This is a genomic window from Nonomuraea rosea, from assembly GCF_039539705.1.
Taxonomy (GTDB): Bacteria; Actinomycetota; Actinomycetes; order Streptosporangiales; family Streptosporangiaceae; genus Nonomuraea; species Nonomuraea rosea.
Map to the genome: position 1 here is coordinate 38008 of NZ_BAABDQ010000041.1, position 21275 is coordinate 59282.

Genomic DNA, 21275 nt, shown 5'->3' on the forward strand with positions numbered 1-21275 from the left:
GTGCGCACAAGTGAAGCAAACTGTCCAGAATCGGCCATTATCCAAGCAACCATTGACGCGTCCGACCGTTGCATGATCATCTCGCAGGGGCAGTCCAGCCTCCATCCGAACGGCTCCCGGGAGCCCCGCATGTCCAAGGTGATCCAGCGCTTCACGCCCCCTAGAACCGCTTTCGCGGCCGTCGCCGCCGGCGCCCTCATGACCTTGACGCTGAGCTCGGCCGCGGCCGGATTCGACGCCAAGGCCCAGGCGCCCACCTGGACCGTCCCCATGAGCGGCATCGCGACCGGCACCGGCCAGATCTCCGCCCAGGTCGTCCAGGCCGGGTGGTTCATGTCCTGCAACACCGTCGAGGCCAAGGTCAGCGCCCGCCGCGGCACAGGCCTGCCGGGCGAGGGGGTCATCGCCATCACCGGCATCACCTTCGCCCCCGTGGGCGCCACCTGCGCAGCGCCCTTCGGCGCCACCCTGGACGTCACCGCCGACGTCCTGCCGCTGAAGTTCAACGCCACGGCCTTCGACGCGGCCACCGGCAAGGTCGCGGGCCGGGTGTCCGGGATCAGCGTCGGCGTGGAGAGCAGCGACGGCTGCGTCCTGACCGCCACCGGGCAGGCCGACGCCACCTACGACAACAGCAGCGGGGCGATCCTCGTCGAGGACACCGACCACGTGCGCATCGCGACGGTCAACGCCCGCTGCATCGCGGACGGTCTCAAGGTGGGGCACAACGTCATCGTCGAGGGCCGGTTCGACCTCGCGCCGCGCGGCGTCATCACCAGCCCGTGACCAGGCAGTTCGGTAACTAGCCGCTCACGATGGCCGGGGGCGGGCCGCTGTTGCCCGACTTTCGGGCGTGCCTTTGTCGAGTCCCGGGCAGCGTCATCTGTATGAATGGTGCAAGACGGACAAAGACCATCGTTGACGCCATTTTCCTCGGCTCGGCCTTGTTCGTGGCCGCGGCCTGCGGCAGCTCTGACCCACAGGCGGCGCCCGTGGAGGGCGTCGTCGCCGGCCTCACGTCACCGTCGGGGGCACCGGGTGACCCCAGCGGCGCTCCCGGCGATGCGGCGAGCCTCGAGAAGGCGGGCGCCGCGGCCATGAACGCCGTCGAGGGCTCCACGATCCTCTCGGTTCAGTCGGAGAACGGCGGCCGGCTCTGGGAGGTCCAACTGGCCGGATCCGACGGTACGGAGCGGCTGGTGGAAGTGGACACGTCAGGAAAGGTGATCTCAAGCCCCAGGAGCAAGGACACCGGCGAAGAGGAGAAGTCCAGGGTCATGGGCATCGTCAAGGACGCCGAGGTCACCTTCAAGGACGCGGTGGAGAAGGTGTCCTCCTCGGTGCCCCAGGGCAAGATCACGCACCTGAGCCTGGACCGGTACAACGGCAACCTGCTCGTCTGGGATGCCGATGTCGTCGCTCCGGACGGCGCCTGGCAAGGTCTCAAGGTCGACGCCAAGACCGGCACGGTGACCAAGAACGGCTGAGCGCCGTTTTCCACGCGTCACGCTTCCGTCGCCGGATGACAGAAGGCCGACGATGAGGGCACTGTCAGTCGGCCATGCCGATGACCTGCTCGACCGTTTCCGGCCGGTCGAGCGCCGCGTTTCCGGCGGAACGATGACCCGCCGCGCGGCGGAAGTGTGACACCGGGTCTACGGCATCAGTGCCCGAGCCCCGAGAAGTTTGTCTGGAGTGGCGAAAGGGGGCTGCCGGACAACCGCCGAGCCGTCGAAGCTGAGAGCCGGCCATCGCTGACCTGCGATGACGCCGGACTTGAACGTCGCATCGGCAACGGGGGAAGAGAACATGGCGCCTGTCACCGGCCCGCCAGGGGTCCGTTCACAGCGCCGCGTCGCGGGGATCGTGGGGGCGGCGCTGGCGTGCGGCCTCCTCGCGGCGTGCGCCGTCACGCCGGACGACGCCGGACCGGGGCCGGCCACGCTCACCGACGCCGACGAGGCCTTACTGAAGCGGGCCGAGCTTCTTCTCGTCCAGGCCTGCATGAAGCGTCAGGGCTTCCGGTATTGGGTGCCCGAGCCGCCGGCCGCGCAGGACCGGCGCGGCGCCGGTTTCGTCCTGGACGATCCGGCTTGGGCGCGCGAGCACGGGTACGGCCTGCTCGACCAGCGGCAGATGGAGGAATCGAAGAGGAACGACCTCAACAAGGCGTACCGCGACAGCCTGCCGCCCGCCGACCGCACCCGCTACTCCGTCGCACTGGGCGGCGGCGGGGACAACAAGGTGCTCACGGCCACGCTGCCCGACGGGGGGACGATCCACAACGCGCTCGGCGGCTGTCAGGCGTACGGCAAGGAGCGGCTCTACGGCGACCGTCAGAGGTGGTTCCGGCTGGAGAAGACGGCCACCAACCTGGTGCCTCTCTACATGCGAGAGCTCACCGGAGACCCGCGCTTCTCCACAGCGCTGACGGCGTGGTCGGCGTGCATGCGCCGGCACAGGCACACCTACGTCTCCCCCTCGGAGATCCGGGCCGCTCTGCCCGGGCTCACCGCGGACCTGGCCCCTGACCGGGCGCACGCTCTCGAGGTGGAGCTGGCCGTCGCCGAGGCCACCTGCGCGCGCACCTCCTCCCTGGCCGACACCGTCCGCGCCCTGCAGGCCCGGTACCGGGCCAAGGTCCACGAACGCTTCGCCGCCGAGCTCGACGCCCACGGACGCGTCGTTCGCGGCGCGCTCGAACGCGCGAGGAAGATCAGCGAATCCGGGGCCTGATCTTCCCGCCATCAGACGTCCGCGGCATCAGGCCGCGGATCAAGCACGCCTCACACGGGCGTACAGAAGGAGAGCACTCACGATGGGAAAGCTCCGCATCACCACGGCGATCATGGGTCTGACCGCCTTCATGACCGTCGTTCCCACGGCCGGCGCGACCTGGGCCGAGAGCGGCGCCGCACAGGCGCGGATCTCGCCCTGCAACCAGTACAAGGGCGCTCACGCCGACGGCAAGTTCTACGCGTTCGCCAGCGTTGACTGCGGCGGCTATCTCGGCGGGGACGAGGGCAACGACTCCGACTGGGGGCAGAGCGGAGGAGGGTTCAGCGGCGGCGACACGGACAAGGCCCTGTCCATCCTCAACGACGGCATTGACGTGGGTCTGCACATCGTCGCGGTCTACGACTACACCGCCTACACCTCCGCCCAGGGTTACCGCTGCCTGGATGTGGGCGACTGGGTGCCCGACCTGCGTCCCTACAGCTTCGTCAAGCCCAACGGCTCGCTGGGCGTGAACATGGCAAGGCAGATCTCCTCGCACCGGTGGGTGGCGCGGAGTGCCTGCACCGACGCCAGCATGATCGGCTGAGTCCGGACCACGAATCGCTGACTGGCCCGGCCCCGGCGCGGACCCGGTCCTGGCGTGATGTCTCGCGCGCCAGGACCGCCCGCCGCGAGGCCCCGGCCCGTCTCAGCCGACGTCTTGCGGTGAACCGCCGGCCGGATCCAATGGCTGCTCACGACGCCCCCGCGCAGGACACCGGCATGACGCGGATCCGCAACGCCGGAGACACCCTGACGAGGGCACTGCGCTCGTTGTGACCTGTAAGCCATGACCGTCACTTGGATGCGGTGTGCACCGGGATCTCTTCGGCGGGGTCCTGGTCGGCTTGCGAGCGAGCGTTGCGCAGGGCGGTCTCGACGCGGCGGTTGCTGGTCATGGTCGCGGTGACGGCCGTCATGGTGAGCAGGAGGCCGGCGGCGGCGTAGAGCGGGGTGCGCAGGTCGTAGGTGGTGGCCAGCCAGCCGCCGAGGAAGGCGCCGAAGGGGGCGGCGCACATGGCGAGCATGCGGGAGGTGGAGGCGACGCGGCCCATCAGGTGGGCCGGGACGATGGCCTGCCGGAGGGAGGGGCCGAGCACCATCGTGGCGCCCATGCCCGCCCCGCAGAGGGCGAGCGCGAGCCCGGCCACGTACGGGTTCGGGGCGGAGGCGAGCCCCAGGATGGCGAGGCCCTCGATGGTGGCGGTACAGGTCAGCGCGGTGCCGGTGCCCAGGCGCCGGCCGAGGAAGGAGGCGACGCCCGCGCCGAGCAGGCCGCCGGTGGCCTCGGCGGTGAGGAGCAGGCCGAAGCCGAAGGCGCCGATGCCGAGACGTTCGTGGGCGAACAGGGCCAGGACGGTCTCCACGGCGAGGAAGGCGACGTTCCCGACCGCCGGACGGAGCGCGAGCCCGAGCAGCAGCCGGTCCTTGAAGACGTAGGAGGCCCCGGCCCGCGCCTGCCGGAGCAGCGACTCGCGGGCGCTTGCGACCGGGCGCGGCACGGCGGGCAGCGACCGGACGAGCAGTGCGGACAGCGCGAACGACACCGCGTCGGCGAGCAGCGGAACCGAACGTCCGAGCGCGAGCAGCGCACTGCCCACAGGTGGCCCGGCGAAGCCGGACGCCGCGGTCTGGGTGCCGCGCAGGCGAGCGTTCGCGCGTTCCAGCTGGGCGGGGTCGCGGCCGAGCAGATCCGGCAGGTACGCCGTGGCGGCCGTGTCGAAGAACAGCCCGCCGAGGGCGAGCAGGAACGCGAGGGCCGCCAGCAGCGGGATGCTCAGCACGTCGAGCGCCGCCGCCGCAGCGGGTATGGCGAGCAGCGCCGCACGCGCGGCGTCCGTGACCCACATCGTGCGGCGGCGGTCCCAGCGGTCCACCAGCGCACCGCCGAGCACGCCGAACAGCAGCCAGGGCAGCGTCCCGGCAGCCGTGACGATGGCCAGCGCCATCGGATCCCGCGTCAACGTCAATGCCAGCAGCGGCAGCGCGGCATGCGTCACGCCGTCACCGAGCGAGGACACCGTCTGCGCGGTCCACAGTCTCCCGAACCCAGCCGGCAGCTTCACCGCATCCTTTGGGGTCACTTGGCGTCCCCCTCGACCTGCCGGCGCGGAGCCGGCCGGAACAGCGCGAAGACCAGCGACACGTCGGGAAGCGATGGATCAGACAGCGTCCGGTACTCATCCGCCAGTGCTTGCAGGCGTGCCCCCAGCTCCGTGAACTGCTCATCGGTGAGTCGCAGATGGGCCATGCGTACGTGCCGCTCGCCATCCACCGGCGACGCCTCCAGATCCGCCACCGCATTCCGGAGCAGCACGTCCGGCTGCCCCGGCCCTGGATCCGGCAGCTCGATCGACCGCGCGGCCATCGCGTAGTACCGCTCGATGACCCCCCTCACTTTCCGCGTCCGCACCACCTTCACCAGGCCGGCCCGCTCCAGCAGCCGCACGTGATAGCTGGAACTCCCCTTCGCAAGGCCCATCCGCTGGGCGATCTGCGTGATCGTCGCCGGTTCGAAGCGGAGCATGGCCATGATCCGGTGACGCGTGAGATTGGAGACGGCGCGTAGTTGCTCGTCAGTGGTGACGTGAAACGTCTCGGGGAGATCATCGGTAGACATGCAGGCAATGGTCAACGATTCTTGACCATTGCGCAAGGGGTTTGGGCCCAGCAATATGGCGGCTGTTCGAGGGCAGTTCGCGCACCAGCTCGACCGACCCGTGAAAGCCCTCGGACATTGGCCGGCGAGGCGGACGTTTCGCGTCTCGTGAGGCGCGAGAGCTGGAGAAGGCCGGGGAACAGGTGGGCGGGCGGTCGCACCAGGCAGCGTTCACCACGAACCTGGTGCGTACAAGGACGGCCCAGTTGCGTCGCGAGCGGCCTCTGTTCCTTGCCACAGCGCTACGGACTCGATCAGGCGAGCAACCGGTCGACCAGCCCGTCGAGGTAGTCAGGGGTGAGCGGGCCCGCGCCGAACAGGACGCGCATGTAGATCGGCGCCAGGAGATGGTCCAGCACCTCCAGGGCGTCGGGCGGGTCCACGCCGCGGTCGCGGGCACGGTCGAGCATGGCCTGCAGCTGCCTGGTGCGGTCGGCCAGGAGCTCGTCGCGCGCCTGAAGGCCCTGCTGACCCTCGCCCGACAGCGCGATGGTCAGCCGCACCAGCGCCAGGCCGTCGGGTCCGGTGACCTCGCGGGCCACGATGGCGGCGTAGGTCCGCAGGTCGCCGGCCAGGCTGCCGGTGTCAGGCATCGGCGCCTGCGCGTTGAGCCGGGTCAGCAGCACATCGCTGAGCAGGGCTTGGAGGTTGCCCCAGCGGCGGTAGAGGCTTGTGTCGGCCACGCCCGCGCGGGCCGCGATCTCGCCGACGGTGAAGTTCCCGTAGCCGCGCTCGCTGACCAGGTCGGTAACGGCCTGGTGCACTGCCGCGCGCACTCGGGCGCTGCGCCCGCCGGGCCGCTTAGCCTTCCCCTGCTCATTCATACCCCCACCTTAACGCAGTCGAGACTTGCGTTAGAGTCTCTCCTAACGCAGTCATTAACTGCTTTAGGAGGATGTGCGTGAAAGCGTTGCTCACCCTGACCTGCGCAGGTCAGTTCATGGTGCTGCTCGACAACACGATCGTCGGCGCCGCCCTGCCCGACATGCAGCAACGGCTTCACACCGGGCTGACCGGCCTGCAGTGGATCGTCGACGCCTACGTGCTGCTGGTGGCCATGCTGCTGCTGTCGGGCGGCGTGTTCGCCGACCGGTTCGGCCGCAGGCGGGTGTTCCTGGCCGGGGTGGTGGTGTTCACGGCCGCGTCGGTGGTGTGTTCGCTCGCGCCCTCGATCGGCTGGCTGATCGCCGGGCGGGTGCTGCAGGGCGTCGGGGCCGCGGCACTGAGCCCCGCCTCACTGGCGCTGCTCGCCGCCGCCTATCCCGCCCCGAAGGAACGCGTCAAAGCGATCGGGTTGTGGGCCGGGTTCAGCGGCATCGGCCTGGCCGCCGGACCGCTGGCCGGCGGGATCCTGGTGGAGTCCTTCGGCTGGCCCGCCATCTTCCTGGTCAACGTGCCCATCGGGGCGGTCCTGCTGCTGGCCGGGCTGCGCGTGCTGGGCGAGTCCCGCAACCCGGACGCGCCGCCGATCGACGTCCCCGGCACGGTCCTGTCCGCCGCGGGCGTGGGCGCGGTGACCTACGGCCTGATCGAGGGCGGCTCCCGCGGCTGGACCTCGCCGGTGATCCTGGCCGGCTTCGCCGCCGGACTGGCGCTGCTGGCCGCGTTCGTCGTCGTCGAGGCTCGGGTGCCGACGCCGATGCTGCCGCTCCGGCTGTTCCGGCAGCGGCTGTTCACGGTGTCCAACACGGCGATGGTCGTGGTCGGGTTCGCGCTGATGGGCTCGTCGTTCTTCTTCTCCCAGTTCTTCGTCTACGTCCAGGGCACCTCGATCCTGCTCGCCGGGCTGCAGACCCTGCCCGTCTCGCTGGCCATGGTGATCGTCAGCCCGTACGCGGGCCGGCTCGCGGCCCGGTACGGCTTCCGCGTCGTCGCCGGCATCGGCCTGGCACTGGCCGGGCTGGGCCTGCTGGCACTGGGCTTCGTCCACGCCGATACCGGCTACGCAAACGTGTGGTGGCGGCTGGCGCTCGCCGGCATCGGGTTCGCTCTGACCATGTCGCCGCTGACCGGGGCCGCCATCCAGGCAGTCAGCCCGCAGGAGGGCGGCCTGGCCTCGGGCGTCAGCAGCACCACCCGGCAGATCGGCGCGGTGCTCGGCGTGGCGGTGCTCGGCGCGATCGTCCACACGCGGGAGACCGGCGGCGCCTCCTTCGCATCCGGCCTCAACAGCGCCTTCCTCACGGCGGGTGCCGTGACGCTGGCCTGCGCCGTATTCACCGGCCTGTGGCTGACCGCAGCCCGGACACCGAACGGCATCCGGGCCGAACAGCCAGCTGGTCAGGCAGCCAGCGAGCCGCTGACAGCTCCTCCCAGCCGGCTCACGTCTTGAGCCGCTCGGCGCAGGCCTGCTGGGTCATCCGCAGCCCTTCGGCGCCGAAGAACACCCGCAGCGGTGAGCAAGCCGCCGGTTATGAGGTCAAGTCGGGTGGTGGGGCTACGGCCGGCTCAATGATCTCGGCCGACCCTTACCTTCTGGGCGATTCCGGCCCCTTCGCCGTCACCGTGGCACCCGTCGACCATGCCGTACCGATCGCCACGATGCGCCGGGAGGGCACCGACGGGGAGTTCGAAGGCGGGCTCTCAACCGTCCCGCGCCCCTCTACCCGGCGAGTTCCACGAACACCGGCTCCTCCCCGACGCGGAGGCCGTCACGGGGGCCGACGGTGCTCTCCGTCCCGTCGAGCCTGTGCAGGGTACGCGCGTTCACTGTGACGGTCGCCGTGCCGGCGTGCGTCCACAGGATGGCCGCTTCGTAGCGCCGGTCCGGCTCCACAACGGTGAACAGGCATTGCCAGACGTTCGCCGGCAGGTCGATGGCCATTCCCTGGCCACAGGAGTAGCCGCGGGCATGGGCGAGCCAGCGTTGCAGTTGCTCGACCGCCAGCGCGGCCGGGGTCGGCGGCCGCCCCACCAACTGGAGCTGGAGGGGGATGGTGGTGCCACCCCAGTTATAGAAGTACATGCGCTCGACGTTGAGGTAGCGCGCGTAGAGCCCGGTGAGGTAGAAGCGGACCGCATAGTCACGAGCCCGGCTCTCGTCCAGGGGCGCCTGCAGGGTGATGTCGTACGTGGTGCCGGTGCTCCAGAGCCGGGGCTGGATACCGGCCTGATGGAACGTCTTGTCGGTGGTGGCGGCGAGCTCCAGCATGGACTCCGGCGGGTCGGCCGCCGTGCGCTGGTGCAGTTTGATTCCGGCGACGTCGCACGCGTCGTAGCCCCCCAGCGCGGCGAAGCGCCACAGCAGTTCGCGCCCTTCCTCCTCCCACAGCCGCCCCATGCCGGGGCACACCAGCAACGCCGCCGGATCAGCGGACCGGATGACGCGGGCGGCCCGGCGCGTCATCTCCGCCATGGTGGCCATGCTCCCGCTGTAGTACCGGAGGTCGTTGGCCAGGGCCCAGAGCTCATAGGCTTCGATCCGGCCGCGATACCGCCTGGCCAGCGCGGTCACGTAAGCGTCCCAGTCGCGGAGGTCGTCCGGCGGGGACGTACGCGATCCGTCGGGGTACGGGCCGGCCGGGCCGGCCGGGCTGGCCCAGCGCGGAGTGCCGCCCAGGACGAACAGCACGGGCAACCGGGCCCGGCGCGCCCCGTCGATCAGCCGGTCAAGCACCGACCAGTCGAATTCGCCGCGGCTGGGCTGGATGCCCGCCCAGCGGGTGCCGCTGTCCCACAGGCGGGCCGCACCGACGCGGAACGCCGGCATGGAGCCGGTCGAGCTGTTGATCGTGATCCCGAACAGGGCGGCCGGCACGGGTTTCGCCGGGAGCGTCCAGGTGCCGGCGCTGATCTCCGGGCCCGCCTCCCGTACGGGTGCCGGGGCCCGTCTGCCCTCCCCCGGCACGACCATGATCAGCAGCAGCATCGTCAGGCAGGCGGTCACCAGGACGGCGAGAGACCTCCGGACCCTCGCGGGCCTCCACGGTCCGGCCGGAACCTGCTCGACCGCCCCCTCTACCGAGCCCTGCGCCGGGCTCTCGGCCGGGCCGCCATCCGTGGGCGCGGCGGCCGGCTGTTCCCCACCGGCCCCCGCCACGATCGCCGCATCCCACAACCGGCAAAGCCGCGAGATCTCGGCCGGGCGCGCACCGCATAATCGCGCGATGCGCTCCACGGTTCCAAATTCCTGCGGTATTGAACGGCCGGTGCAGTATCGGTGAACGGTTGATTTACTTGCATTAATGTTCCAGCCGATCCACTGGTAACTGTGCCCGCTGCGTTTTTTCAATATCGTCAGGAGCGAACCCAGCTCTTCGGCGGGTGTCGACATCGCCTCACGGCCTCCGTCCCAGGTCCGTTGCGTCCCCGCACGTCAGACAGGGCTCAGCGTACCAGTCGTCCCAGATCGCCTACCACCCGTTGCGGGCGGGGACGCCGGTCGCCCACGCTGAGCCCGGACACGGAAGGCGCCATCACGTGAACAATGCGAAAAGCGATACGCGAGTTACGCGCTCATAATGATCCGGCACGTGGCCTCCCCGGAAAGGAAGTCACCCTTAAAACGGATCAGACCTGCCACAGACCGTTTCTGATACCGCGCCGACCGGGCAGTGACGGGCTCGCCCGAGCCCGACCGGAAACGGGGCGAAGAGAGGGAGTGTCATGAACATGCGGAAGGGACCGATAGCGGCCGCCACCGGCCTGGCCGTCGCCGGCACGCTGTGGATGGGAGGCGCCGCCGGCGCGGAAGTGCTGGACGAGTCCTGCGGCTCTACGGGCTGCTCGTCATCCGTGAACGACAGCGGCACCGGGGCGACGGCCGTGTTCAACTGGTGCCTGAGCAGCGGCACCACGGGCACTCTGACGACGACCGAGCCGACCTGCGGGAATCAGAAGACCTACTGGCTGTCGGCGGGAGGCGGGCACACTCCGTGGAGCGAGGACTGGGACACGCTTCGGATCGACGCCGGCTGGTGTTACAAGGTGAAGTTCACCCTGCCCGGCCAGCCTGACAACACCACCAGGTACGACCGGCGGGGTAAGTCGGCGGCCTGGGTCAAGGTCGAGGACTTCTCGGACGCGCACATCCTGGCCCAGTCGTCGTCCTCTTGCCCCTGACAAGATTCCGGCGGGGCTGACAACCCCGATCGCGGCTGTGGGGCCCTTCGCAGACGGAGACCCACAGCCGCACACGGCCGACGCTCAGCCGGTGGGCGTGCGCCTGTCACTGCCGGTCCGTCCGACGCCGGCGGGGATCGGGGTGGACGACTTCGTTTCTCCGCAGACGGCACCGCTACGCCACGGTGATCATCGACGCGGTGCCGCGGGAGCGGATCGACGTGCTCGCCGACCGTCAGGCCGGCACCTTGCAGGCGTGGCTGCGCGCCCATCCCGGCGTGCGGGTGGTGTGCCGTAACCCGAATCGACCTGACGATCAGTTCGTACACGGGGACTAAGTGTCCTGCAGCGGCTTGCCGGCGGTTTCGGCCACGGTGAACGCCGAGACCAGGCTCACCAGCGCCGCCCCGATGAAGAACCATGTCGGCGCGAGCCGGTCACCGGTGGCACCGAGCAGTGTGGTCAGCAGCAAGGGGGTCATCCCGCCGAAGACGGAAGTGGCGACGCTGTAGCCGACCGACAGCCCGCTGTACCGCAGGGCGGTGGGGAACATCTCCGCGATTGCGGCCGACATCGGACCGGCGTACGCGCCCACGAGGAGCCCGATCAGCAGATGAGCCGCCATGTAGGACACGGCGCCGCCTTGGAGAAGCAGGAAGGCCGGATAAATCAGGACCGCAGCCGCGAGTGAGACCGCGATCAGGCACGGCCGGCGGCCGAACCGGTCGGAGGCCGCGGCGCTGATGAGCGCGGCAATGGTGCCGGTCATCAGCGCCACCAGCGCGGCGACGAATGCTTGCGTAGGCACCACCCCGAGGATGGTCTGGGAATAGGTCGGCAGATAGAGGAGCAGGTACGCGCCGCTGGTGCCGTAGACCACCAGGCCGACCACCTTCAGCAGGGCCCGGCCGTGGGTGCGCATGAGGACGGCGAGCGGTGCCGAGTGCACACCGTCCCCGCCGCCGCTCGCGGTGCTGAACAGGGCCGGATCCCGCAGCTTCTTGCGCAGGTAGAGCCCAATGACACCAAGGGGAAGCGCCAGCAGGAACGGGAGCCGCCAGCCCCAGGACGCGAGCTGATCCGGCCGGAGCGACTGCGCGATCAGCGTCCCGATCAGCAGCCCGACCGCTGCGGCGAGGAACTGGGTCGAGACGGCCAGGCTTGCGTACAGTCCGCGCCGCGGCAGCGGTGCGGACTCCACCATGAAGGACGCTGCGCCACCGTACTCTCCACCCGCTGCGAAGCCCTGAACCACGCGGAGGAGCACCAGCAGAACCGGTGCGGCCACACCGATGGCGGCAGGGCTGGGGATCAGCCCGATGGCTGCGGTCGATGCCGACATCAGCAAGATGACGGCCGACAGCGTCCGACGCCGCCCGATGCGATCTCCGAGATGCCCGAACAGTAGCGCGCCTGCGGGACGTGCGACGATGGCGACCCCGAAGACAGCGAATGTCGTCAGAAGGCTGGTCATCTGGTCGTCGGAGGCGAAGAACACGACGGCGAGGCTCTTCGCGAAAATCGCGTAGAGGGCGAAATCAAACCATTCGACGAAATTGCCGATGGCGACCGCGATGATGGTTCGCCGGGTGAGAGCCGTGGGACCACCGGCCGGCACGGAGACCTGTGGGTCGGCCATGTATCTCTCCTGAAGGGGGGAAGGCAGATCGAAAGGTCCGGAGGGTGGAGGTTTGGACGACTTCCGCAGAGCCCACCTCTCGCACAGGCAACAATGGGGCAGCATAAACGTTCAGTCAAGACTGAATATTCATTTTTTTCTGAGAATTCAGTCGGACGGGACGCGGCGGGCGGCCATCTCTTCGACCAGCCCCCGCAGGATCTCCACCAAAAGATCTGGATCCTGCTGCGGAACAGCGTGCCCGCTGTTCGGGGCCTCGATCAGGCGCCCGTCGTCCAGCGTGGGAAGCCACGCGTCGTACGCGGAGCGGATCATCGCCCGTTCCCTGCGCTCGGCCTTGCCGCCACCCGTGCCGACCACGGCCACGACGGGGACCGCGGGCATCTCGGGCGACAGTGACCGCAACGCGGGCGCGACGGTACGCATCTCCCTGCCGGCCTGCTCCCACGTGCCGGGGCTGCTCAGCTCGTCGAGGAGCCGGTTTCGCATGGATGCGGGCAGCCCGGCGAGCATCGTACCGAGTCGTCCCTTGCCCGCTTCGAGAGAGCGCCGCAGCCGGCCGCGTTTCGCCCTGCGGACCTGCGCGGCGAACGCGACCCGGTTGAGCAGCGCCATGGCGGGATGGGTGAAGAGGGTTATGCCCTCGTGGGTCGCGTCGACGAGCACGACGGCGGCGACCCGCTCGGCGTGCGCGGCAGCGTAGAGCCGGCTGAGCACCCCGCCCCAGCTATGCCCGACGAGCACCAGCGGATCGCCGGCGCCGGCGTTCCCGAGGACCTCTTCAAGGTCGAGCAGGGCCGCTCCGGGCGAGGCTTCGCCTTCACCGCTGCCGCCGTAGCCGACTCGGTCGTAGGCGATGACCGTGGCGAACGCGGCCACCCGGTCGAAAATCAACTCCCACCCGCTGCTACTGGCGCCGATGCCCGCCTCGAAGAGCACCGTCGGGGACCCGGTGCCTGCGCGCGTCCAGGACAGCCGGCGCCCATCTCGGATCGCGCTCCCCTCGCTGCGTGCCGGCGGCGGCGGGCTGTGGTCGGCGGTCATGTTCAATCCTCCCTGAAGGGTGCGGTGAGATCGGCGACGGTCCAGGCCATCGCGATCGCGCACCCGCCGACCTCCCCATCGTCGTTCGACATGTCTTGGCTTCCGAACCGGCCGAGCGATCATGGTGGTCCGGGAGAGGTCCAGGGTCGCTCTTGAGCTTGTACTGTGCGCTACAACCTAAGTTCAGTCAATAGTGAACTTTCAGTTATTTCTGATCGATGGGGAGGATCGATGTCCTAGACGGCCGGCGGCGGCGCGATTGACGAGAACCATCAAACCCGTGATCACCAGGCGGGAGTGCGAGCCGATCCTCATATCGCGGTGAGCGTTACGGACAGGGATCTTTCAAGTACGGGCCCAACGCTGATTGGCGCCGCCGTTGCAGGACCAGATGGTGAGCTTGGTGCCGTTGGCGGTGGCGTTGTTCGGCACATCCAGGCACTTGCCGGCGCCGACGGCGGTGATGGTGCCGTCGGCGTTGAAGCGCCACTGCTGGTTGGACTGCCCGTTGCAGTCCCAGATGATCACATTGGTGCCGTCCGCGCCGCCGCGGTCGTAGACGTCGAGGCACTTGGTCCCGTAAATGCGTAGCTCACCGTTCGCGGTGGGCGTCCACTGCTGGTTGGCCTGGCCGTTGCAGTCCCAGATCTGCGCTTGCGTACCGTTGGCCTGGGAGGCGCCGGTGGCGTCCAGGCACCGGCCCGAGCCGGCCCCCTTGATCGTCCCCGAGGGAGTCGGGACGATGCCTCCTCCGGTCACGATGTACATCGCCGCCCCGTGCCCGGGGACCGACGCGCTGATCGTCCCGGACGAGGTGGACGTCGTGTGCGCCCACAGGTCGCGGACCGAGTAGGAGGACGCCGAGCCCAGCCCCAGGGCCGAGGCGGTGGTGGAGAGCGTCGAGGTCGAGGTGCCGCGGTTGAGCAGGACGACCGCGACCGAGCCGTTCGCCATCGGCTTGCGCCAGACCTCCAGGTTCCCGTTGTCGCTGATCTTGTGGCCCTGCCTCCCGCCCCAGTCCTGGTTGACCGCGATGACTTCGGTGTTCGTCAGGATGGACAGGGTCTCCGCGCTCATCGAGCGGAGGTCGTTGCCCGCGATGAGCGGCGCGTTCAGCAGCGACCACAGGCTGAAGTGCACCCGCCCCTCGGTCGCCGTCAGCGAGCCGACGCCCACCTCCAGCATGTCGGGGTCGTTCCAGCCGCCCGGCCCCGAGTACGCCTCAAGCCCGACCTGCTGATCCAGGATGCCCGTGATGGAGCTCCAGTTCGCCGCGATGTCGCCCGTGGTGCGCCAGGAGTTGCCCACCGGCATCCCCCACGTCCACACACTTTCCTGGCCCCAGTTGCACAGGCTGTACGCGATCGGGCGCCCGGTGGCGGCCAGCGCGTCACGCATGGCGGTGTAGCGCTGCTGCCCGTTCCTGCCCTGATGATCGCCGCAGTTGTCGTACTTCAGGTAGTCGATCCCCCAGGACGCCCACAGGGCGGCGTCGCGCTGTTCGTAGCCCAGGCTGGCCGGGTACCCCGCGCACGTCGTGGTGCCCGCCGAGGAGTAGATGCCGAGCTTCAGCCCTTTGGCATGAATGTAGTCCGCCAGGGCCTTCATGCCGCTGGGGAACTTCTGCGGGTCCGGCACCAGATCGCCGCTGGCGTTGCGGCTCTTGGTGGACCAGCAGTCGTCGATGTTGACGTACTTGTAGCCCGCCGCCGCCATGCCGCTGGAGACCATGACGTCCGCGGTCTGCCGGATGAGGCTCTCGTTGATGTTGCAGAAGAAGGTGTTCCAGTCGTTCCACCCCATCTGCGGTGTACGGGCGAGCCCGTTGTCCAGCGCGATGGCCGGCGACGACGCACCGCCGACCACGACCAGGGAACCGGCGGCCAGTAACACCGCCAGAGCCCGTCGAATGATGTGACGCATCTGACTCCTCCTCATGCGATGACCGCTGGGCCCCCAGTGAAGGTGGAGGTGAAGGCCGCAGAGATCCGGGCGCGTACCGACGGGGTCTCCTTCAAGGAGACCGGTCAGGAGGCGCCGCAGGAAAGGGTGGGTGTGGCCGCGGTGCCGTTGGCGGTGAAGCCGAACGTGGTGGTTCCGCCCGCCGCGATCGCGCCGTTGTAGGTCTCGTTGCGGACGGTCACGCCGGCTCCGGAGCCGGAACGGACTCCGCTCCACAGGCTGCTGATCGTCTGTCCGCCCGGCCAGGTCCAGCCGGCCGTCCAGCCGTTGACGGCGCTGCTGCCGGCGCGGACGGTGACGGTGGACTGGAAGCCGCCGGACCAGGAGTTCACGGTCTGCATCGTGGCCGTGCACTCACCGGTTCCCGGCGTCGGGGTGGGGCTGGGCGTCGGGGAGCTTGCGAACTGGGAGAAGAATTTCCATACCTCTGCCTTGGTCCAGGTGGTGATGCCGCTCTCGGCGTACGTACCGTCCACCGGACCGGGCATGTGGCCGTTGTCGAACGCGGCCCAGACGACCGGATAACCGGCCTGGCACCCCGTATAGGTGGTGACGATGTGGCTCCGGCTGCCTTGACCCGGCTCAGGCGGGTTCTGCGCGGTGCAGCCGTTGTTGCGGACGAATCTGTCCCGCAGCGACCGTCCCTGCGAGATGTTGAGCACCGTGTCCCCGATGCCGTGCAGCCCCATGTACGCGATGGGCTGAGTCCCGCCGCCGCACCCGCTGAGCTGCGCGCCGGAGAAGACCGCGACCGCACGGAAGACCGTCGCCCGCGAGCAGGCGAGCGAGAAGCTCATGCCGCCGCCGTAGCTGAAACCGGTGGCGAAGCGTTGCGAGGTGTCGACGCAGAGATCCGCCTCGACGAGCCGGATCAGGTCGTCGACGAAGGTGACGTCCTCGCCGTTGGTGTTCGCCCAGCCGTTGTTGAAGCCCTGGGGCGCGATGAAGATCGCGCCGTTGTTCGACAGCTGCCTGAGGCCGTAGAAGGACCAGGGATATCCGCTGGTTCCGCCGGAGTCGACGTCGGTGGCGGTGCCGCCCCGCCAGTGGAAGCCGAAGATCAGCCGGTACGGAGTGCTGTTCTGGTAGTTGTCGGGGAGCCGGAGGATGAAGGAGCGGTTCTGGCCGCTGGTCTGGATCGACTGCGTGCCGCTCCTCAGTGTCGGGGTCTTGCCGCATCCGGCGGTCGTCGCAAGGGCGCTCGCGGACGCCGTGGACCTGGCGACGTCGCTGCTCATCGCCGCATGGCCGGTTGCCAGAACGAGAAGTGCCGCGATCGCGATCGCTCCGAAAATCGTGCTGTGCCTTGACATCACATGACTCCGATTCGGGATCACTGGAATGAGGCGTCGTCGATGGAGAAGCCGTCGGTGAGCTGGAGGTAGCTCGTCGTGCCGGTGCCGCCGTTGAACTGCCACCAGTTCACGTTGAACAGGAAGCCGGTGCCGCCGGTGTACTTGAGGTACAGATCATGGGTACCCGTCGCGCCGTTCACCGGGCAGGTGACCGTCGTCCACGCCTGCCAGCCGCCGGTGCCCGGGACGGTGCATGCCCCGACCAGCGCGCCGTTGACGCCGTCCAGGTGGAGCTCGATCCGGCCACCGCTGGTCGCGGAGGCTGCCCGCGCGGTGAAGGATGTCGCGCCGGAGCCGAAGGCGACGCCCTTGACCTTGGTGTGGTCCCCGTTCTCGATCCACCCGACGTTCATGCCGCCCTCGCTGGAGGGCTCGGTCTCCACACCGGACTCCCAGGCGATCGTCTCGGCCTCCTGGCGGACGTACGGGTTCAACGTGCCCACCTGCGGTGCCCCGGTCGTGGTCATGGTGATCGCGGGAATGGTTCCGTCGGCGTTGTAGGTGAACTTCTCCACGGCCACGGAGCGGGTGAAGCCGCCACCGCCCGCCAGGGCGCCGTTGTGGTAGAAGAAGTAGGAACCGCCGTTGAAGTCGATGACGCCGGGGTGGTTGGTGAAGCTGCTGCCCTGTGTGGGCATGACCGTTCCGCGGTAGGTCCACGGGCCGGTGGGGCCGGGGGCCGTCGAATAGCCGACGAACTCCGAGCAGCATTTCGCCGCGAAGACGTTGTAGTAGAGGCCGTTGCGTTTGTAGACCCAGGGCCCCTCTTCGTACAGGGTCGGACGGCTCGTGTTGCCGGTGCGGGTGCCGAACCCGGCGGTGGTGAGCGGGATCTGGGTGGGGCTGCCCGAGTATGAGATCATGTCGGCGTTGAGCCGCACGTACCACAGGTTGGGGTTGCCCCAGTACAGGTAGGCCTGCCCGTTGTCGTCGATGAAGACCGTGGGGTCGATCTCGCCGTTCCTGACCAGAGGGCGCCCGATGGCGTCGGTGAACGGACCGGTGGGGCTGTTCGAGACCCCGACGCCGATGGCCATCTGGCCGCTCGCCCGGTCCTTCACCGGTACGTACCAGTAGAACTTGCCGTTCCTGTAGACGGTCTGGCCCGCCCAGGCGTCCGCGCTCGCCCAGCTGAAGGTGGCCACGCTCATCGGCGAGCCGTGGTCGGTCCAGTTCACCAGGTCCGCGGACGACCAGACGCGCCACTCCTTCATGGTGAAGTACGTCGAGCCGTCCTCGTCGTGTCCCGTGTAGAGGTACACCCGGCCGTTGTGCACCAGCGGGGCGGGGTCGGCGGTGTAGATCGTCTGGACGATCGGATTGTCCGCCCTCGCCGTACCCGGGCTCACCGTCACGGCGCAGAGCAGCGCCATGATCAGAAGCACACCGCGCCTCGCAATGACGCCGGGCCGAAGGGGAGGTGTGACGTTCATGGTCACCTTCTGAAGTCGAGGACGAGAGGCCGCAGCGGGGGTCAGGTACGGGTCCAGCGTTGGTTGGCGCCGCCGTGGCAGGTGTAGAGCTGGAGCCGGGTGCCGTTGGCGGTGCCCTGGCCCACGGCGTCCAGGCACCGCCCGGACTGCACCCCGGTGATGGTGCCGTCCGCGTTCAGGCGCCATGTCTGGTTGGCGCCGCCGTGGCAGGCGTAGATCTGGACGCCGGCGCCGTTGCCGGTGCCGGCCGCGTCGAGGCATTTGCTGCCGTACACCCGCAGCTCGCCGGCCGAGGCGGCGGCCCACTGCTGGTTGGCGCGCCCGTTGCAGTCCCACAACTGCACCGCGGTGCCGTCGGCGGTGGCGGCGCCGGGCACGTCCAGGCAACGCCCGGAGCCGGCTCCCTTGATCTGCCCGGCGGGGGGTGGAGTGGACGATCCGTCGTCCAGGCCGAAGAAGCGGATGGCGTACGCGGCCATCCCGGTGTGCGGCAGGTCGTGACCGGCGCCGGTGATGGTGTACGCCTCGACCTGCCCGGAGCCGAAGACCCGCCGGGTCCAGCCGGATTGCGGGCTGTCAGTGGAGGCGGGGGTCTGGCTCAGTCCGTGCGCGTTGGTCCACTGGTCGACCTCTTCCTGCAACATCGTGTACGGCAGGACGGAGTCGGCGGTGCCGTGCCAGGCCGTCACGCGCGGGCGGGGGCCGGTGTAGCCGGGGTAGGCGTTCCTGACCAGGTCACCCCACTGCTGCGGTGTCTTGTCCCCGCATCCGGCGGGCCCGAGGCAACCGTAAGGAACCCCCGAGAACGGCGCGCCGGCCTTGAACACGTCCGGGTACGTGGCGAGCAGGTTGTTGGTCTCCATCGCACCGGAGGAGAAGCCGGTGGCGAACACCCGCTGCGGGTCACCGTTGTAGCGTTGCAGCACGTAGTTCGTCATGGAGACGATCGACACCGGGTCGCTGCCGCCCCCGTGGCGCAGGGCCTCGTTCGACCACACGTCGAAGCAGTTCGACAAGCCGTTGGCGCTCTTGTTCGCCTGCGGGTAGATGACGATGAAGCCGTACCGGTCGGCCAGCGAGGCGAACTCGGTCCCCTGGTGGAAGCCCGGTGCCCAGCCGTTGCAGCCGTGCATCGCCACCAGGACGCCCGGCTGGGACGCCACTCTGTCGGGGACGTAGAGGTACATCCGCAGGCCGCCGGGGTTGGCGCCGAAGCTGGTCACTTCGGTCAGGACCGCCGCCGACGCTCCCGGCGCAGCCGTGAGGAACACCGAAAGAGCGGCCGCCGTGATCACAGCCGCCAGGGCGGCTCCGATGCCCGCGTACCTTCTCGTACGCGGTTCGCCTCGCTTCATTGTCCCGCCTCTCCGTTGTTAGCGCTAACAGGCCGCTTACTGGTGGCGGACCGGAGCAAATACGAGACAGAAACGTACTGTCAAGAGAGCCTTAGCTTTCAGCGGACCGGAGGAGAGTGTGGCCGGGCGCGCTCACCTCGAATTATCGAGTCAGGCCGCACCGATCAGCGTGATGGCCGCCCATGAAACTTTCACCTGAGCTGTGACTGGCGAGTCCGGCCGAAAGTTTCAGCGCCATGGCTCGCACATGAGGTCAGGAAACCAGCAGGTGTAGAGACAAGCAGCGCCGAAAGTTTTCACTGAATCCTTGACAATTTTCGGCGACATTCCCACACTGAGTGCCCGAGGCGATCCCCTGCCGGCTCGGTGGCGCTCAGCAGGGGCCCGCCGTCCCGACGCCTGTGGTGTGCGTCCCCACCGGGGCGCGGCGTCGATCCCGCACGATCCCTTCCCCATGAGTTCGCATATGGAGGCTCAAGCATGCGTGTCAACGCCATGTCCCCGCCTGCCGCCCGACGGCCGCTCGGCGCGCGCCGCCGGACGCTGATCACCGGCGCGCTCGGCGCACTCGGCCTGATCACAGCACTGGCGACGGCGATTCCCGCCGATGCCGCGGCGAGCACGCTCGGCGCGGCCGCCGCGCAGAGCGGCCGCTACTTCGGCACCGCCATCGCCTCGGGCAAGCTCGGCGACTCCGCCTACACGACCATCGCCAACCGCGAGTTCAACATGGTGACGGCCGAGAACGAGATGAAGATCGACGCCACCGAGCCCAACCGGGGGCAGTTCAGCTTCTCCAGCGGGGACCGGGTCTACAACTGGGCCGCGCAGAACGGCAAGCGGGTGCGCGGGCACACGCTGGCCTGGCACTCCCAGCAGCCGGGCTGGATGCAGTCGCTGTCGGGCAGCTCGCTGCGCCAGGCGATGATCGACCACATCAACGGCGTCATGGGCCACTACAAGGGCAAGATCTACGCCTGGGACGTGGTCAACGAGGCCTACGCCGACAGCGGCGGCGGACGGCGTGACTCCAACCTCCAGCGCACCGGCAACGACTGGATCGAGGTCGCCTTCCGCACCGCGCGCACCGCCGACCCGGCCGCCAAGCTCTGCTACAACGACTACAACATCGACAACTGGACCTGGGCCAAGACGCAGGGCGTCTACAACATGGTCAGGGACTTCAAGGCCCGCGGCGTCCCGATCGACTGCGTCGGCCTGCAGTCGCACTTCAACGGCAACAGCCCCTACAACAGCAACTACCGCACGACCATCCAGAGCTTCGCCGCGCTGGGGGTCGACGTGCAGATTACCGAGCTGGACATCCAGGGCGGCTCGGCCACCACGTACGCCAACGTCGTCAACGACTGCCTGGCCGTCGCCCGCTGCACCGGCATCACCACCTGGGGCGTCCGGGACAGCGACTCCTGGCTCGGGGCCGGCGCCGCCCCGCTGCTCTTCGACGGCAACGGCAACAAGAAGGCCGCCTACACTGCGGTGCTCAGCGCGCTCAACGGCGGCAGCACGACGCCGCCGCCCGGCGGAGGCGACGCGGGCCAGGTCAAGAACACGGCCTCCGGCCGCTGCGTGGACGTGCCCAGCTCCAGCACCACTGACGGCACCGCGGTCCAGCTGTGGGACTGCAACGGCCAGACCAACCAGCAGTGGACGCAGACCTCCGCAGGAGAGCTGAAGGTCTACGGCAGCAAGTGCCTGGACGCCGGGGGCACAGGCAACGGCGCCAAGATCCAGATCTACTCCTGCTGGGGCGGCGACAACCAGAAGTGGCGCGTCAACTCCGACGGCACGATCGTCGGCGTACAGTCCGGGCTGTGCCTTGACGCCGTCGGCGGCGGCACCGGCAACGGCACGGGGCTGCAGCTGTACAGCTGCTGGGGCGGCAGCAACCAGAAGTGGACCTACACCGCGGGCACCGCGTGAGCTTCACCGAGTAGTCGCGCTGCGCCTGGTCTGCTGACCGCACCTCCG

17 protein-coding genes and 2 pseudogenes are annotated in these 21275 nt (G+C 69.1%); 8 read left to right on the forward strand and 11 right to left on the reverse strand.

The annotated features are described in order from the left end of the window. The first annotated feature begins 129 nt into the window (after nucleotides 1–129). The 4 genes from ABEA43_RS53505 (at nucleotide 130) to ABEA43_RS53520 (ending at nucleotide 3325) form a co-directional block, all read left to right on the forward strand. The gene (locus ABEA43_RS53505) at nucleotides 130–786 is read left to right on the forward strand and encodes a hypothetical protein (protein WP_345574484.1); all 657 of its coding nucleotides are present in this window, start codon (nucleotides 130–132) and stop codon (nucleotides 784–786) included. 206 nt (nucleotides 787–992) lie between these two features. Continuing rightward, on the forward strand, nucleotides 993–1487 hold the full coding sequence (locus tag ABEA43_RS53510; RefSeq protein WP_345574486.1) for a PepSY domain-containing protein: 495 nt from the start codon (nucleotides 993–995) through the stop codon (nucleotides 1485–1487). Between the two features lie 322 nt (nucleotides 1488–1809). Further along, nucleotides 1810–2736, forward strand: coding sequence for a hypothetical protein (locus tag ABEA43_RS53515; protein WP_345574488.1), 927 nt, complete (start codon nucleotides 1810–1812; stop codon nucleotides 2734–2736). A gap of 82 nt (nucleotides 2737–2818) precedes the next feature. Continuing rightward, nucleotides 2819–3325: a hypothetical protein gene (locus ABEA43_RS53520; protein WP_345574490.1), complete on the forward strand. Its 507-nt coding sequence runs from the start codon at nucleotides 2819–2821 to the stop codon at nucleotides 3323–3325. A gap of 250 nt (nucleotides 3326–3575) precedes the next feature. Here the strand turns inward: ABEA43_RS53520 and ABEA43_RS53525 are convergent, their stop codons facing one another. From ABEA43_RS53525 to ABEA43_RS53535, 3 genes are all read right to left on the reverse strand, one after another. Further along, a complete protein-coding gene (locus ABEA43_RS53525) occupies nucleotides 3576–4844 on the reverse strand; it encodes an MFS transporter (RefSeq protein ID WP_345574492.1) in 1269 nt (422 codons plus the stop codon). 14 nt (nucleotides 4845–4858) lie between these two features. Next, the gene (locus ABEA43_RS53530) at nucleotides 4859–5398 is read right to left on the reverse strand and encodes an ArsR/SmtB family transcription factor (RefSeq protein ID WP_345574494.1); all 540 of its coding nucleotides are present in this window, start codon (nucleotides 5396–5398) and stop codon (nucleotides 4859–4861) included. Nucleotides 5399–5691: 293 nt separating this feature from the next. Beyond that, the gene (locus tag ABEA43_RS53535; RefSeq protein WP_345574496.1) at nucleotides 5692–6261 is read right to left on the reverse strand and encodes a TetR/AcrR family transcriptional regulator; all 570 of its coding nucleotides are present in this window, start codon (nucleotides 6259–6261) and stop codon (nucleotides 5692–5694) included. A gap of 77 nt (nucleotides 6262–6338) precedes the next feature. Between ABEA43_RS53535 and ABEA43_RS53540 the strand changes: the two genes are divergently transcribed. Continuing rightward, entirely contained in the window at nucleotides 6339–7769 is a 1431-nt protein-coding gene (locus tag ABEA43_RS53540) for an MFS transporter (protein WP_345574498.1), read from the forward strand. A gap of 270 nt (nucleotides 7770–8039) precedes the next feature. On the opposite strand, the gene ABEA43_RS53545 is transcribed toward ABEA43_RS53540, so the two are convergent. Beyond that, nucleotides 8040–9323, reverse strand: a complete 1284-nt coding sequence (locus tag ABEA43_RS53545) for a hypothetical protein (protein ID WP_345574500.1) — start codon at nucleotides 9321–9323, stop codon at nucleotides 8040–8042. A gap of 189 nt (nucleotides 9324–9512) precedes the next feature. After that, nucleotides 9513–9710: pseudogene (locus ABEA43_RS68410) on the reverse strand (helix-turn-helix domain-containing protein); the annotation flags it as partial. A 338-nt stretch (nucleotides 9711–10048) separates the two neighbouring features. Here ABEA43_RS68410 and ABEA43_RS53550 point away from each other — a divergent pair. Together ABEA43_RS53550 and ABEA43_RS53555 are read left to right on the forward strand one after the other, a co-directional pair. Beyond that, nucleotides 10049–10498 (forward strand): hypothetical protein, encoded by a 450-nt coding sequence (locus ABEA43_RS53550; RefSeq protein WP_345574502.1) that lies wholly within the window; start codon nucleotides 10049–10051, stop codon nucleotides 10496–10498. A 127-nt stretch (nucleotides 10499–10625) separates the two neighbouring features. After that, nucleotides 10626–10797 (forward strand): annotated as a pseudogene (locus tag ABEA43_RS53555) (transposase); the annotation flags it as partial. A 35-nt stretch (nucleotides 10798–10832) separates the two neighbouring features. On the opposite strand, the gene ABEA43_RS53560 reads toward ABEA43_RS53555, so the two are convergent. The 6 genes from ABEA43_RS53560 to ABEA43_RS53585 form a co-directional block, all read right to left on the reverse strand. Further along, nucleotides 10833–12137, reverse strand: coding sequence for an MFS transporter (locus ABEA43_RS53560; protein ID WP_345574504.1), 1305 nt, complete (start codon nucleotides 12135–12137; stop codon nucleotides 10833–10835). Between the two features lie 147 nt (nucleotides 12138–12284). After that, complete coding sequence (locus tag ABEA43_RS53565; RefSeq protein ID WP_345574506.1) at nucleotides 12285–13181, reverse strand: alpha/beta hydrolase; 897 nt, start codon at nucleotides 13179–13181, stop codon at nucleotides 12285–12287. A 345-nt stretch (nucleotides 13182–13526) separates the two neighbouring features. Beyond that, on the reverse strand, nucleotides 13527–15104 hold the full coding sequence (locus ABEA43_RS53570; RefSeq protein ID WP_345574508.1) for a glycoside hydrolase family 27 protein: 1578 nt from the start codon (nucleotides 15102–15104) through the stop codon (nucleotides 13527–13529). 104 nt (nucleotides 15105–15208) lie between these two features. Continuing rightward, nucleotides 15209–16381, reverse strand: a complete 1173-nt coding sequence (locus ABEA43_RS53575) for a CE1 family esterase (RefSeq protein ID WP_345574510.1) — start codon at nucleotides 16379–16381, stop codon at nucleotides 15209–15211. Nucleotides 16382–16476: 95 nt separating this feature from the next. After that, a complete protein-coding gene (locus ABEA43_RS53580) occupies nucleotides 16477–17871 on the reverse strand; it encodes a glycoside hydrolase family 43 protein (protein ID WP_345574512.1) in 1395 nt (464 codons plus the stop codon). A gap of 101 nt (nucleotides 17872–17972) precedes the next feature. Continuing rightward, nucleotides 17973–19286: an extracellular catalytic domain type 1 short-chain-length polyhydroxyalkanoate depolymerase gene (locus ABEA43_RS53585; protein WP_345574514.1), complete on the reverse strand. Its 1314-nt coding sequence runs from the start codon at nucleotides 19284–19286 to the stop codon at nucleotides 17973–17975. A gap of 480 nt (nucleotides 19287–19766) precedes the next feature. Between ABEA43_RS53585 and ABEA43_RS53590 the strand changes: the two genes are divergently transcribed. Beyond that, nucleotides 19767–21227, forward strand: coding sequence for an endo-1,4-beta-xylanase (locus ABEA43_RS53590; protein ID WP_345574516.1), 1461 nt, complete (start codon nucleotides 19767–19769; stop codon nucleotides 21225–21227). Nucleotides 21228–21275 lie beyond the last annotated feature (48 nt).

Coding starts and splice junctions, on each gene's coding strand:
- ABEA43_RS53575 (WP_345574510.1), bottom strand. CDS start 16,381: ATGAGCAGCGACGTCGCCAGGTCCACGGCGTCCGCGAGCGCCCTTGCG.
- ABEA43_RS53520 (WP_345574490.1), top strand. CDS start 2,819: ATGGGAAAGCTCCGCATCACCACGGCGATCATGGGTCTGACCGCCTTC.
- ABEA43_RS53580 (WP_345574512.1), bottom strand. CDS start 17,871: ATGGCGCTGCTCTGCGCCGTGACGGTGAGCCCGGGTACGGCGAGGGCG.
- ABEA43_RS53570 (WP_345574508.1), bottom strand. CDS start 15,104: ATGCGTCACATCATTCGACGGGCTCTGGCGGTGTTACTGGCCGCCGGT.
- ABEA43_RS53550 (WP_345574502.1), top strand. CDS start 10,049: ATGCGGAAGGGACCGATAGCGGCCGCCACCGGCCTGGCCGTCGCCGGC.
- ABEA43_RS53505 (WP_345574484.1), top strand. CDS start 130: ATGTCCAAGGTGATCCAGCGCTTCACGCCCCCTAGAACCGCTTTCGCG.
- ABEA43_RS53530 (WP_345574494.1), bottom strand. CDS start 5,398: ATGTCTACCGATGATCTCCCCGAGACGTTTCACGTCACCACTGACGAG.
- ABEA43_RS53565 (WP_345574506.1), bottom strand. CDS start 13,181: ATGACCGCCGACCACAGCCCGCCGCCGCCGGCACGCAGCGAGGGGAGC.
- ABEA43_RS53585 (WP_345574514.1), bottom strand. CDS start 19,286: ATGAAGCGAGGCGAACCGCGTACGAGAAGGTACGCGGGCATCGGAGCC.
- ABEA43_RS53535 (WP_345574496.1), bottom strand. CDS start 6,261: ATGAATGAGCAGGGGAAGGCTAAGCGGCCCGGCGGGCGCAGCGCCCGA.
- ABEA43_RS53560 (WP_345574504.1), bottom strand. CDS start 12,137: ATGGCCGACCCACAGGTCTCCGTGCCGGCCGGTGGTCCCACGGCTCTC.
- ABEA43_RS53515 (WP_345574488.1), top strand. CDS start 1,810: ATGGCGCCTGTCACCGGCCCGCCAGGGGTCCGTTCACAGCGCCGCGTC.
- ABEA43_RS53590 (WP_345574516.1), top strand. CDS start 19,767: ATGCGTGTCAACGCCATGTCCCCGCCTGCCGCCCGACGGCCGCTCGGC.